The sequence below is a fragment of the Leptolyngbya sp. GB1-A1 genome (assembly GCF_039962475.1).
Lineage (GTDB): Bacteria > Cyanobacteriota > Cyanobacteriia > Elainellales > Elainellaceae > Leptolyngbya_A.
On the sequence record NZ_JAMPLI010000009.1, the window covers coordinates 155,071 to 168,885 of the forward strand.

Annotated in this window: 6 protein-coding genes and 1 pseudogene; 4 read left to right on the plus strand and 3 right to left on the minus strand. The window is 45.6% G+C overall.

The window, feature by feature from the left end; genetic code table 11:
* Nucleotides 1-135 precede the first annotated feature (135 nt).
* The 3 genes from NDI45_RS12140 to NDI45_RS12150 all read left to right on the plus strand — a co-directional run bounded on the left by NDI45_RS12140 (nt 136) and on the right by NDI45_RS12150 (nt 3,324).
* Nucleotides 136-966, plus strand: coding sequence for an AraC family transcriptional regulator (locus NDI45_RS12140; RefSeq protein ID WP_348247476.1), 831 nt, complete (start codon nt 136-138; stop codon nt 964-966).
* Nucleotides 967-1,131: 165 nt separating this feature from the next.
* Nucleotides 1,132-1,611: a DUF3291 domain-containing protein gene (locus tag NDI45_RS12145; RefSeq protein ID WP_348247477.1), complete on the plus strand. Its 480-nt coding sequence runs from the start codon at nt 1,132-1,134 to the stop codon at nt 1,609-1,611.
* A gap of 270 nt (nt 1,612-1,881) precedes the next feature.
* Nucleotides 1,882-3,324 (plus strand): GTP-binding protein, encoded by a 1,443-nt coding sequence (locus tag NDI45_RS12150; protein ID WP_190794429.1) that lies wholly within the window; start codon nt 1,882-1,884, stop codon nt 3,322-3,324.
* A gap of 307 nt (nt 3,325-3,631) precedes the next feature.
* Here the strand turns inward: NDI45_RS12150 and NDI45_RS12155 are convergent, their stop codons facing one another.
* Both NDI45_RS12155 and NDI45_RS12160 read right to left on the minus strand, forming a co-directional pair.
* Entirely contained in the window at nt 3,632-6,001 is a 2,370-nt protein-coding gene (locus NDI45_RS12155) for a response regulator (RefSeq protein WP_348247478.1), read from the minus strand.
* Nucleotides 6,002-6,010: 9 nt separating this feature from the next.
* Nucleotides 6,011-12,049 carry an AAA family ATPase gene (locus tag NDI45_RS12160; protein WP_348247479.1) on the minus strand — a complete coding sequence of 2,013 codons (6,039 nt, stop codon included), beginning with the start codon at nt 12,047-12,049 and terminating at the stop codon, nt 6,011-6,013.
* 477 nt (nt 12,050-12,526) lie between these two features.
* On the opposite strand from NDI45_RS12160, the pseudogene NDI45_RS12165 reads away from it, so the two are divergent.
* A pseudogene (locus tag NDI45_RS12165) lies at nt 12,527-12,661 on the plus strand (IS1 family transposase); the annotation flags it as partial.
* A 466-nt stretch (nt 12,662-13,127) separates the two neighbouring features.
* Here the strand turns inward: NDI45_RS12165 and NDI45_RS12170 are convergent.
* Complete coding sequence (locus tag NDI45_RS12170; RefSeq protein ID WP_190791239.1) at nt 13,128-13,703, minus strand: hypothetical protein; 576 nt, start codon at nt 13,701-13,703, stop codon at nt 13,128-13,130.
* Nucleotides 13,704-13,815 lie beyond the last annotated feature (112 nt).

The window sequence follows — 13,815 nt, forward strand, 5'->3', positions numbered from 1 at the left end:
GATGAATCCATTCGCAAGTTTGAGACAGACCATTGCAAAAATTTCGGACGCGATCGCCAGACTGATTTGCAATTCGGTCTGCGATAGTATGAAAACCAAAAACTATCTATCTCTGTACTCGGATATTAGTAGGCGATGAGTTATCGAATTCAGCAAAGCACAAAACTTTTATCATTTTCAGAGTTCGACCACCTAGACCTATTTCAGGCACAGGCACTTCACTATCGCTATGCGCGTCATTCTCACCCTACCTATTCGATCGGCTTAATCGAAGCAGGACTTGGAGGCAATTATTACCGAGGTGCGACTCATCTGGCTCCGCCCCAAAGCATGATTTTAATGAATCCAGAAGAGGTTCATACAGGCTATTCTGCCGAGGGATTACCGCTCACCTATCAGATGCTTTATCCCAGTGTGCAGTTAATGGAGCAAATTGCAGGTGAACTTCAAGGCGATCGATTTCCTGATTTCAGAATTCCTGTCGCTCAAAATCAGTCTTTAGCAGAAAAATTCGCTTCGCTGCTGCACAGCCTTGAATGTTCAAAGGATAAGTTCACTCAGCAGTGTTTATTGATTGATGTTCTATCGCTGATCATTACTCAGCATGCAGGTATCAAATCTCGATCGATTCAATCGAATCAGGAACATCAGGCGATCGGTTTAATTAAGGAATATCTACACGATCAGTACAACACCAATATTTCCTTAGAACAGCTTGCGGAACTTACTCATCTCAACCGTTCTTATCTGATTCGAGTGTTTAGTAAAGCAGTCGGAATGCCCCCTTATACTTATCTAACTCAGGTGCGGGTAGAAAAAGCAAAAGAGCTGCTTCGGCAGGGAATGTCGGCAGCAGAAACAGCGATCGCGGTTGGAATGGCAGACCAGAGCCACCTAAATCGCCACTTTAAGCGAATCGTAGGGGTAACGCCGGGACAGTATCGCCATATTTATTCTCAGCAATAGGTTTCGGAATGGGTTTCAGGAATGGGCTTCAGGAATAGAGCAATCAATTTCAGGGCAGCAATTCACGTCTAAAAAGATACTGAAAGCAGATGTCAATATCGTTCAAGATGGTTTTCTGAAAGGGTTTAATACTGAGGTCATCGTTCATTACACTTCACTCAACCGATGGCTTCTCAAGATTCATCCCAGGCTTATTATCTTGCCCAAATCAACATTGCCCTGATGAAAGCTCCACTTCACGACCCAATCATGGCCGAATTTGCAAATGCTCTGAATGCAGTCAACGCGATCGCCGATCAGAGCCAGGGATTTGTGTGGCGGTTAAAAGACGGCGATGGAAATGCAACGAATATTCGTGCCTTTGATGATCCCCAGATTCTGGTGAACCTATCAGTTTGGCAAAATGTAGAATCGCTTAAAACCTATGTTTACCAGAGTCTCCACGGTAGTTTTTTTGTGCGCCGCCGCGCCTGGTTTGAGAAATATCCAGGGGCACATTTCGCGATGTGGTGGATTCCCGCAGGTCACATTCCTTCGATCGAGGAAGCTAAAGCCAAGCTAGACCATCTCTGGCAGCACGGAGACTCAGAAACCGCCTTCACTTTTGCCAAACCCCATCCGCAGCCGATCGTTTCACATTACTGATTTCCATTCACTTCACTCATCTCCATTAACTTCTAACTTCTCAGAGATACGGCGTTTTTCACTCCCGTAAGGTACGGGGGGTATGGGGGTTTCGCCCCCACACAGGGGCTGTGCCCCTGCACCCCATTTTTTGTACTTCAATAGCCTGAACAAGGCTGTAACTTCCAAGATCACGGCATTCTCTACGCCCGCCTTCGTACTATCCGATCGCCCCAAAGCCCTGGTCTGAGTGAGAATAGAACTACATTTCTCATCTCGATCGCCTTTCCTATGGAAACGCCCCGTTCTTCTGCTGACTCTGCTCAATCGTCTGCCAGTTCTCATACCAGGCTGGTTCCGGCTCGGCTGCAAGATTTTCACTTCGATCGCGCCCATACAAGCTTGAAGCAGGCAATTAGCCGCTATGCCCAGCAATTGCGAATTCGCAGACCCGGAACTCCCGTGGAGCTACAGGCAGCCCTGAAGACGGATCTCGATCGCCTCACGGCCAGTCTGGAAAAGCTGGATCAAGGGTTGATTCGGATTGCGGTGTTTGGGCTAGTGAGTCGCGGCAAGTCGGCGGTGGTAAATGCGCTACTGGGGCAAAAGGTGCTGCAAACGGGACCGATCAACGGCGTAACGCAATATCCGCGATCGGTGTACTGGTCGGTTCGAGAGGGAATGCCCGTTGAGCTAATTGACACGCCCGGATTAGATGAAGTGGGTGGCGAATCGCGGGCAAGCATGGCGCGACAGGTGGCAGACCAGGCGGATCTCATTCTGTTTGTGGTGGCAGGCGACATTACTCGCACCGAATACCGGGCACTGACTGATCTACAGCAGGCAAATAAGCCGATCGTCCTCGTATTTAACAAGGTAGATCTGTATCCGCGAGTCGATCGCCAGTCAATTTTCCAAAAGCTGCAAACCCTCTTTGTCCAAAGCGGTGACAGCGACGAGTTTAGACCCCGACTCAGTCCGCAAGACGTTGTCCTTGTTTCGGCAGAACCCGCACCGATGGAAGTTCGGGTCGAGTATCCTGACGGACGGGTCGAGTATGAGTGGGACGCACCAGAACCGCAAATTGACCCACTGCGCGAAAAGCTGCTGGAAATTCTCAATCGCGAAGGCAAATCCCTGCTGGCACTCAACGCACTGCGGCAAGCCAGCGAAACTGAAGGCTCGATCGCTCGCAAAACAGTGAAATTGCACGAGCAAGCCACTGAAGATCTGATTTGGCAGTTCGCTAAGTGGAAAGCGATCGCCATTGGCGCAAACCCGATCGCCGTTTTGGATCTAATGGGCGGAGCCGTCACTGATCTGCTAATGATCCGCGCGCTCGCTAAGCTCTACGGTCTACCTATGACCAGCTACGAAGCGGGGAAACTGCTGAAGGCAATTCTGTTTAGTTCGGGTGGCTTGCTGTTGGGTGAAGTGGGGAGCGGAGTGCTGCTCGGCATGGGCAAAAGCGGGGCTGCAGTGGCAACGGCATTTGATAGCGTCAATGGCATTATGACCTACGGCACAACAGCAGTCGCGCAGGCAACGCTGGCAGGTTTCGGCTCTTATCGCGTGGGTAAGGCGGCTCAGGTTTATCTGGAGCAAGGCTGCACCTGGGGACCGCTGGGCGCGGATACGGTGATTCAGGAGATTTTGAATCAGGTCGATCGCGAAACGGTGATTTATCGTCTGCGGCAGGAACTCCTTCAGAACGAACCGTTGAACAGGCTTTAATCGGGCTTAGATTGCGGTGGGTTTCCGGGTGTTTCCGCTGCCAAAACCATTGCTTCGGCAGCAAATTCAGCAGAGGGAATTTTGAGAAGCTGTACAATTCTTAATATTCCTTTGAGGAAGCAGACCTTTCCCGCTGAGTTCAGCAGAGAATCCGGTCACACACAATCTATTTGACATACCCGAGAAGTGATGGAAAAAGCTGTGATTTGAGTACCTAGATCTGACAGTTTCGATAGAAATTGTTTGCCTTTAAAAGTTTTTGCGACCCAACCTTCAGTAGACATACATTCACTGTCAGCCAAACAACCTAATTTCCTGCTTCTACAGGTTGTTCTAATACAGCCCGTAACGTTCCTAGCAAATCTTGAATGGTATAGGGCTTATCAATAAAGTCCTTAACTTCGCTAGCTTCTCTCAATTTATCGTTAGACATAAATCCACTCATGGCAATCACTTTGATCCTCGGATTAATTCTCCGAAGGTTCTGAATCGTTGTTGGACCATCCATAGATGGCATCATCATATCCACTAAGGCAACAGTAATCTTATGTTTGTATTGAGCACAGAGCGAAATTGCTTCAATTCCATTATTCGCTATCAGCACACGGTAGTTATAGGCTTCTAATGAAGCTTTCGTTATTGCTAAAATTTCTGTCTCGTCATCTACAACAAGAATCCATTCTTCATTTCCATTAGGCGGATTAGAAGGTTCTACTCGTGGGGAAACGGATGCTTCTATCGCTGGTAAGAATACTTTAAATTCAGTGCCCTCTCCCAGCTTGCTAACCACATCAATGAACCCTCCGTGGCTTTTAACAATGCCTCTCACCGTGGAAAGTCCTAACCCTGTCCCTTTACCAATTTCTTTAGTTGTAAAAAACGGTTCAAAAATTCTATCCGTAATTTCAGCTGACATTCCGGTCCCTGTATCTTTGACTGTAAGTCCAATGTAGGAACCAATGGATGCATCAAGATTCATGCGGGCATAATGTTCATCTACAATCACGTTTGCAGCAGAGATGATGAGCGTACCGCCATTTGGCATCGCATCACGAGCATTAACGACCAGATTCATCAGCACTTGATGTAAGTGAGTTGCATCCCCAGAAACTGACCAAAGCCCCGGTTCCACATAGGCTAGCAACTCAATCGATTTTGGAAATGTCTTCTCAGCAATTTGCTTAACTTCGTAGACCAGATGCTTCACCTGCACGCTCGTCCGTTTCCCTTCCACGCCACGGGCAAATTGGAGGACTTGCTTGACAAGAGCAGCTCCACGTCTAGTATTCATTTCAATGATTTTAAATAAATGCTGGCTCTGCTCGTCGGCACTGGGAAACTTGTACTGTAACAATTGTGCTGTAGCTAGAACAGGGGTCAGGATGTTGTTGAGATCATGAGCAATGCCGCCTGCAAGGGTACCCAAACTCTCAAGCCGTTGAGTTCGCAGGAATTGGCTTTCGAGCTGTTTCTTTTCAGTGATGTCTGTATTAACTGTCAAGAAAGATTTGGGTTGCCCCTGGGCATCATGCATTAAGGTCCAACGGCTGGTGACAATAATTTCTTTGCCCTGCTTATTGACTTGATGCAATTCGCCTTGCCAAGTACCACATTCAATTAAACTTCTTTGAGCAACCTCGAGTTGCTTGAGTGAGTCTGGTCGATACAACAGTTGAGTCGCATTTTGGTCGATCGCCTCTTCAGCGTTCCATCCATAGAGATGCTCTGCACCCTTGTTCCAATACTGAATTTTGTTATCCAAATCTCGTACTAGAATGGCATCGGTTGTAATGTTGAGTAGAGCCGCCTGTTCCCGAATCTTGTCTTCTGCCTGCTTGTGCTGAGTTAGGTTAAGGACAAAACCAACGATTGCCTGAGATTCATCGAGCAAAGCCCCGCCAACCATGACAGGAATGCGGTATCCATCCTTGTGAAAATATTCCTTTTCAAAGGCACTAAACGCTCCAGTATTGGTTAATTCTGCCAGTGCGGCTTCATGGAGGTGGACATATCCTGGAGGTGTCATTGCGTGCCAATTTAACTTCCCAGCTTTCAAGTCAGCGCGATCGTATCCAACGATTTGGAGGAAGGCATCATTGGCGTCTGTAATACTGCCATCTGCCAGGCTAAAAATAATGCCAATCACATTGGATTCGATTAAACGTCTGAACCGGGCGTCACTGCGCTGCAGTGCTCTAAACGCTTGCTCACGTTCTTCTTCTACCCGCTGACGCTGTTGAATTTCCTTTTCTAGCCGCTCATTCTGCTCTGTTAATCGCTTGGTCAAGTTTTGCAGCCGAAAGTGAGTATTGATTCGCGCTAAAACTTCTTCATGATCTAGCGGTTTAGTGATGTAATCAACTGCCCCAAGATTTAAACCTTTGACCTTATCAACGTTATCGCTAACAGCGGTTAGAAAAATGATCGGGATCTCTTGCGTAGTTGAGTTTGCCTTTAGGCGACGGCACGTTTCAAACCCATCTATTCCGGGCATGAGAATGTCTAGCAAAATCAAGTCGGGTGGAGCATATTCTGCTAGAGCAATCGCTCTTTCCCCATCTTCAGCGATCACCACTTTGAAACCATCGGCTTCCAGCAAGTCGAGCAGCACATCTAGATTTGTGGGCGTATCATCCACGATTAAAATAACGCCTTTCTCAGCAATTCCTGTATTCATAAACACCTCCTAAAATTGCTTTAAAAATTCCAAAATTTGTCGCCCTTTAAATCCTCTGGCAAGCTGCCGCAAGTGGGTAGCAAAAGGGCTCCATTGCTGGTTTGACTCCTCCAACTGGGTTACTCGTTTGGCGATGGCTCGTAAATCTCCTCGCATGGCTAAATCCAGAAGAATAGCAACCTCTTCTGCTGGCGGAATCGAAAAATCAACTGAAAGGTTAGGGACAGCTGAGGCAGAACTCACTTGGCTATTTTCCTGCTGGTCCCTCTCTTTAAAGGGTTCTTGAATGTCGCTCTCATTTTCGTAAATCCATTCCAATTTCAGGTGTTCTTGCAATTTCTGGAGGAGGTCGGCCTCTCGAATTGGTTTCGACAGAAAATCATTGCAGCCTACCTTGAGACTCTGTTGCTGATCGAATTCAAAGACACTAGCCGAGACTGCAATCACAACGGTATCTTTTAGGGCTGGCATTAACCTGAGTTGTCGGGTTGCCTCAAAGCCGTCTAGATTCGGCATCACTAAGTCAATCAGAACAGCATCGGGCTGAAAATCCTGTGCTTTATTCAATCCGTCTTCACCATCCACAGCGTCTATGACGTCAAATCCGATCGGCTCTAAGAGATTCACAAGGATAGAGCGATTTGTCGGTTTGTCGTCCACCACTAAAATTTTCCGCCTGTCGCCTGTGAACCCAGTAATTGTGCGCTTTGAGGTAGCAGCATCTGTCGATGAATGGACCGCCACTAGGTCTAAATCAAACCAGAAAGTGCTACCTACACCCAAGGTACTCTTGACCTGAAGCGTTCCTCCCATCATCTCAACCAGCTGACAGCTGATGGCTAGCCCTAACCCCGTTCCTTCTGTCTTACGGCTATTTTCGCCCACCTGTTGAAACGGCTTGAAGATCTCATCAAGCTGATCAGCAGCAATGCCAACACCGGAATCTTCGACTTGAAAGCGAATCTTCTGCTCGTGATAACCCACCTTAAAAACAACCGTTCCCGTTTCAGTGAATTTGACGGCATTGCCAAGCAGGTTTAGCAGGACCTGGCGCAAGCGTTTGTCATCCGCCCGAATCACCTTAGGCAGAGAAGATGGTGTCTGATAGGTTAACGAAATGCCTTTTTGTTCAGCTTTAATTTTGCAGATCTCTACGATGCTTTGTAAGAATTCCGCAAAATGAAACTCTCTTGAATACAGCTCCATCTTACGGGCTTCAATTTTAGAAAGATCTAAAACATCATTGATCAGCGTTAGTAGGTGCTCTCCACATTGGTGAATGATTGCAATGCGATTCTTTTGCAGTTCGGATAAAGAGCGGTCTTTTTGACAAATTTGTGTATATCCTAAGATGCCATTCAGTGGCGTACGAAGTTCATGGCTCATGTTTGCCAGAAATTCACTCTTCGCTCGGTTGGCAGACTGGGCTATTTCTTCTGCCTGTTGGCGATCGCGAACCTCTTGCTGAAGCTGTAGGGTTCGCTCTTCTACTTTCATTTCCAGAGTTTTACTGTAATTCTCTAACTGTTCATGCGATCGTTTCAAATCAGTGTTGGCGGCTGCCAAATCTTGATAAAGACGGGCGTTTTCAAGGGAGATCGCCGCCTGGGAGGATAAAAGCTGCAAAACTTCTACTCGCTCTGCTGTAAAAGCACCCGTTGTTAAATTGTTTTCCAAATAGAGAATGCCAATGAGCTTACCTTGATGAACGATCGGCGCACACAAAACGGATTTGGGCTGACGATCAAGAATATAGTCATCCGTTGTGAAAATTCCCTCACGGGTCGCTTCATTCAGAACCACATTCTCCTGCGTTTGCCGCACATAATTGATGATGGATAGCGGTAGCTGACTTGCCTCTACAGGAATAAATTGTTGAACGATGATTTCATGTTGATTAACCTGCCCAGTGGCTTCGATAAAGAGTTTCGAGTCTTTTTCTAGAATTAATATCCCTGTTTCTGCACCTGCATTTTCAAGCAGAATTTGCATCAACGTGGTTAGCAAATTGCTTAAAACAATTTCACCTGAAAGAGCTTGCGCGGCTTTCATGACGGTGGCTAAGTCCAGGTTGTGATTAGCTTCAGGATAATTTGTTGTTCTTTGAGGAATTGTCGCTTTTGTGCCGCTTTTAGCTGAAGTTCTGGTTAAAAATTGAGGGTATTTTTCTTCTAAATGCTCAACTTTAGCTTGAGCACCCCAAACCTGATAAGCATAATGCGCCTTTTGTAGATAGAGTTGAGCGATCGCATCTCTCCCCCATCCTAAATAACACTTACCTGCCAACTCATACGCCAATGCTTCTTCATTCAAATATTCGTTTTCTTTAGCCAAAGCAATAGCTTGATCATACCGTTCCATTGCTTGTTCTTTTTCATCTAAAACTCGATGCCGTTCTGCCTCTACTAAATAGAATTTGTGCAGGTAATTCATAGGGGCATGATGCGCCCAATTCTGCATTTTTTCTTGATTAGCTTTTACTCTGCCAAGAATTTCTTGCTGTTCGGACTGGAGGGCATCAGAATATACTGCCAGCTTAATTAAAGAATCATAGAAATGGAAGAGAGAAATATGGGGTGTTGCGATAACTGCGTCTAAATAGTCTTCTTCGATTACGGCATTTTCGATCGCTTCTGAGTAATTTTCAAATAAATAACAAAGTAAAAGTTTATTCAAATAGGTGTAAGCAATTGCTGCTCTATCGTTTGCTTGCTCGTGTAGTGGTAGCCCTATTTGTTCATCGTAGGCTTGACCTTGGAGACGGCAAGGATTTTCACTTTGCCCCAGCAGGTTTAAGGTAGCCTGCCAATAGATTTCGTGATAATTGAGTGCTGTTTTTTGCTTGATTTTATCAATTGCATCTCTATTGATTGACATCTCTCTTGCAAGGGCAGTCAATTCTTTGCTGCTGTAGTAAGCAAAATAGGAGTTTACTAATAGACCAAAAGCACCAAATTCCAAATCTCCTGTCTCCATCCCAATAGAATAAGCCGACATCAAAGGCTCTAACGTTTTTCTCAGATGTTCTTTCCAGGGTCGGATAAAGATATTGACAATAACGATCGTTTTAGCTTTAATTTCTTGAGTATTTAATCTTGACAGCAGATCTAAAGCTAATTGACCAAACTGATAGCCCGAGTCAATATCTCCCACAATTCCGCAAAGTAGAAGACCATAATTGGCATAAGCAGTAGGAGAAACGGGAGCATTACCGTGTTGGACTGATAGATCGACTTGTTTGCACACCGCCAATGGTAACAGTGCAGGAGCAGCAATATAGGCGGGAGCAAAGATACTTGCTAAAAGTTTAATGGCTGCTAGTTTGCAGGGATCACTCATTTGAGGCAGATCGACTAAATCCTCAATTCGTCTCCCATTCAAAATCACCGCAGTTTCGGAGAGTGCTTGTCCAATATCAAATGGAACTGGGTTTTCGGGAAAATTCACTCCCAACAGCTTTAAGGCTTGTAGTGCCGTATTAATTGCTTCTAGCAGTTTGTTCTGCAATACATGAGCTTGAATCTGAATCTCATATACTTTCACTTTTTCCAATAAAGTTTTAGCGCAGTTTTGCACAATGTCAACGAATCGCTGTACTGCTTCAAAATCACTGCTTAAATATGCCGACTCTGCTGCTTCAGTGTGCAGTGCTAATGCTAATTCGTACTGATCAGTCCAGCTATCTTCAACTAACAATTCAATCCCTGCTTGCAAATATTCAACAGCTGCAACATAAGCCATTGCTATCTTTGCTTTCTGTCCTGCTATCAAATTAAGCTGAGAAATTCTGTCTCGTTCTACTGGATCGGTAACTAGCTCAATTCCTAAGTTGAGGTGATCAACAATCTCAAATATCTTTTCTGATAACGTCTCTGATGACGTGTTTTGCCAAAGCAAACGCCCAATTTGCAAGTGAGTCGCTTGCTTAAAACTTTGATCAATCAGTGCATACGCGGCTTGTTGCACCCGATCGTGGAGAAATCTAAATTCCAGACTTACTAGATGTGTATCAATCAGGTCTTCAGATGCAAGCGTTAATTCAGAGGTTGGTAATACTAAGCCTTCTTCAATAGCTGGCAAAAGATCTTGATGGGTGTCAACTGGCGATCGCTTATAAATAATTGAAAGCGTCTGCAAGTCAAACGTATTACCCATACAAGCCGCCAACTGCAACACCTGCTGAGTAGATTCAGGTAATTTTCGCAACTTCTGAATCATCAACTCAATAACATTATCAGTAATATCAAGTGCCTCAATTTGGGTAATATTCCATTGCCAGCAAGGTTTATCTGCATTCAATGGAGTTGTGAAAGTTAACAGGCTTTCTTGATATAGCGTCTGGAGAAATTGGTTGACAAAGAAGGGGTTGCCAGATGTCTTGCGGATGACTAATTCGGCCAACGGTTGAACAGAACTTACATTACTGTGCAGCGTGTCAGCAATGAGATGGCTAATATCTGCGAGGGCTAAAGGAGCTAAGGTAATTTCATGAATGACAACGGCTTTAGAGCGTAGTAAATCAAGCGCCATCATCAAGGGATGACTTGGACTGACTTCATTATCTCGGTACGCTCCAATTAAAAACAAATAGCCTGTTTCTGCATCGTCTAGAATCACAGCAAGCAGTTTAAGCGTGGCAGAATCAGCCCATTGCAAATCGTCCAGAAACAGAACTAACGGGTGCTCTGGTGAGCAGAAAACACGGATAAAGTTTTGAAAAACAAGATTAAATCGGTTTTGTGCTTCCGTTGGTGCCAGCTCTACAGCAGCGGGTTGCTTGCCCACAATCAATTCCACGTCTGGAACAACATCAATAATGACTTGCGCATTGTTACCCAGAACATCTAAAAGTTTAGTTCGCCATTGCGCCAGTTGGGTTTCGCTTTCAGTCAGCAGTTGTTTCACTAATAACTGAAAGGCAGTAATAATCGCAGAGTAAGGAACATTGCGTTGAAATTGGTCAAATTTACCGGAGATGAAGTATCCTCTCGCACCAACGATCGGTCTGCGGATTTCGTTCACCAACGATGATTTACCAATGCCAGAGTAACCCTTAACCAGTATGGCTTCCGCTTTGCCAGTACTAACGCGATCGAAAGTGCTCATTAACAAACTCACTTCCCGATCGCGCCCATACAGCTTTTCTGGAATTGAAAATTGGCTAAATAAATCAAACTCTCCCACCTTGAAGTGGGAAATCGCACCAGAGGCTTCCAGCATCTTTAGACAAATCTCTAAGTCAGCCTTCAGCCCGAGTGCACTTTGATAACGGTCTTCTGCTGTTTTGGCGAGTAACTTCATGACAATATCGGACACTGCCTCTGGAATGTCCGAATTGACAAGATGAGGCGGGACTGCCGTTTTAGCAATGTGGCAGTGAATGATCTCTAAGGCATCGGTTGCTGGAAACGGCAACTGTCCAGTCAGCATTTCATAGAAAGTAACGCCTAGAGAATAAAAATCGGTGCGATAGTCGATCGATCGGTTCATTCTCCCAGTCTGTTCTGGAGACATATAGGAGAGCGTTCCTTCGAGAACGTTGACGTGGTTAATCGTTGATTTTTCTCTTGTTAAATGTGTAGCAATACCAAAATCAATCAGCCTAACTGCACCTGTTGTTGTGTTAACCAGAATATTGTCAGCTTTAATATCTTTGTGAATAATGTGTTGCTGATGAATCTGTGCCAGAACTGAGGATAAGTGAATTATAATCTGTAAAGAAATATCTAAGTTGAGTTGTCGTGTGGCGATCGCTCTAGCTAACGACTCGCCATCAAAATCAGCCAGAATCAGGGCTAGCCCGTTACCATTATTTTCTAACGCTAAAGGCTTAATAATTTCTTCAGGTTCTAGGTCTTGCAGAATCTGGTATTCATGTCTTAATCGAGTCAATTGCTCAACTGTTGGATACTCAGCTCTCAGTGTTTTTATAATGACAGAGGTAGGTTCTAGATCGCTCTTAGACACTGTCTTAGCTCGGTAAACGCGGTTAGTGTCTCCTTCATATAGAACTTCGAGCAAGTGATAGCCAGCGATCGTAGTACTCATCTTCTTCTTTGTACTGATGATATGAGTAGATGATTAGTGCTCGAGTTTTATCTGTACCCAACGCAGCAAAGGTAGTTTGATTAGCCTTTAGACGCAATGAAATCAGTTGCAGAGCGGTCATTTCTATTCCTACGATAGATGGCATACTTTGGAGCTGTAGTGGGAGCAATAATACTTTACTTGTTAATCCTTAATACAGAGTTATGCCCTGAAGATGATAGGGTGGGAAGGCTATACGTTGGTATGCCTTAAACAAGTGTGAGATAGGTGGTGAGGGCATTCCAAGGAGACTGTAAATTAGAGTGGGTCAAAGGTCGGAAATGAGATCTACTGGATTACTGAAACTGAGACATAAGACTTCGCATCCCAGAGCAATTGACGAGGAATTGGGAAGAAACTGTCAGATTTAGGTACCCAAATCTGGGTTGTGCGCTAAACAAGTGTGGATAGATAGAATAAAAGCAATGCCGTGATAGTGTGTCTGCTATACGCTGTCCCTTCTGCGACCATAGCAAAATCTATCAACACGGTCGGACTCGTAAGGGTGCCCAACGCTTCAAATGCCCAACCTGCCAACAAACGTTTACGGAAACGTTCGACACGCTTTATTACCTATAAGTGGATTATTCAGGAAGAACTGCGTCGCTACCACGGCACGGGCTGGTCGGGAACGCTTTGCTTGCTGCCGTTTGTGCTGGGGATGGCAGTGCCTCAACTCTTGCGAATGTTTGACCCCAATGTGTCGGGCGAGTTTGGCTGGTTTTCGCTGCTGGGCATTGCGTGGATCTATATTGTGCAGTTTCGCCTCTACCACACCGTGAACCGGATTTATCAGGATGCAGGCATGAAGAAACCGCTCGCCGTCTGGTGGATTGCAATTCCCGGACTGAATCTGGTGGTTGGCTTGCGGCAAATTCACCTTCTCAGCGAGTTTTGGGCACAGCAGCAGGGTGTGGAAGGGAATGACCCGATCGCCAAATTCTTCCCGTTTTTATCTCAGCTCTAACATCGCAGGTTGAATGGATAGCTTGAATCAGCATCGCTCCGCCCTACAGGGGTTCCCTTTTCTAACCGATGCCTAACTCTTTACCGATCGTCGGCTGATGCGTTCTCGCAGTGCCCAAAGACTAATCATTGCTGCAAACCCTGCGCCTAAACTATCCATAATTAAATCTGTGACCGTATCGTTCACGTCGCCAATCACTTCAGTATTAAAAATAAATCCGGCTGACCATTCCATAATTTCCCAGATCGCACCGATCGCAATTCCAAAACTGGCAACGGTCAACACATAAAGCCAGGGATGTTGGCGAAACACGGACAGCATCGATCGATACACCAAAAACCCCAGTGCCAGCGTAATCGCAAAGGTAGTGAAGGCATGGGTAATTTCATCATAGGGTCCAGGCTGATAAAACAATCGCCACACCCAACCGCCTGCATTCAACAGGGCAGCAATCACAAACAGGAAATCAAACAGGGTCGGCAGCTTATCATCGGTGAGAATAAACACCAGAGCCGCAATCCAGAATCCTGCCAGCGCGATCGCATTGTTCCACTGCCCCTGAGCGATCGCCGCAATAATTGCAATGAACAGCACAAGCTCTCCAAGCCACGCTGCAATTCGATATCCTCGCCAGTTTGTTCTCATCATTTTACTGAACACTGCTTAATCAAGATAGCGATCGTCTGCATGATATCAATTCCTGGCCGCTCAACGATCCATAAACTCTGCTGAAAGGGTGGTTTGTGAAAGCGGTTTGCAA

Coding starts and splice junctions, on each gene's coding strand:
- NDI45_RS12140 (WP_348247476.1), top strand. CDS start 136: ATGAGTTATCGAATTCAGCAAAGCACAAAACTTTTATCATTTTCAGAG.
- NDI45_RS12145 (WP_348247477.1), top strand. CDS start 1,132: ATGGCTTCTCAAGATTCATCCCAGGCTTATTATCTTGCCCAAATCAAC.
- NDI45_RS12150 (WP_190794429.1), top strand. CDS start 1,882: ATGGAAACGCCCCGTTCTTCTGCTGACTCTGCTCAATCGTCTGCCAGT.
- NDI45_RS12155 (WP_348247478.1), bottom strand. CDS start 6,001: ATGAATACAGGAATTGCTGAGAAAGGCGTTATTTTAATCGTGGATGAT.
- NDI45_RS12160 (WP_348247479.1), bottom strand. CDS start 12,049: ATGAGTACTACGATCGCTGGCTATCACTTGCTCGAAGTTCTATATGAA.
- NDI45_RS12170 (WP_190791239.1), bottom strand. CDS start 13,703: ATGATGAGAACAAACTGGCGAGGATATCGAATTGCAGCGTGGCTTGGA.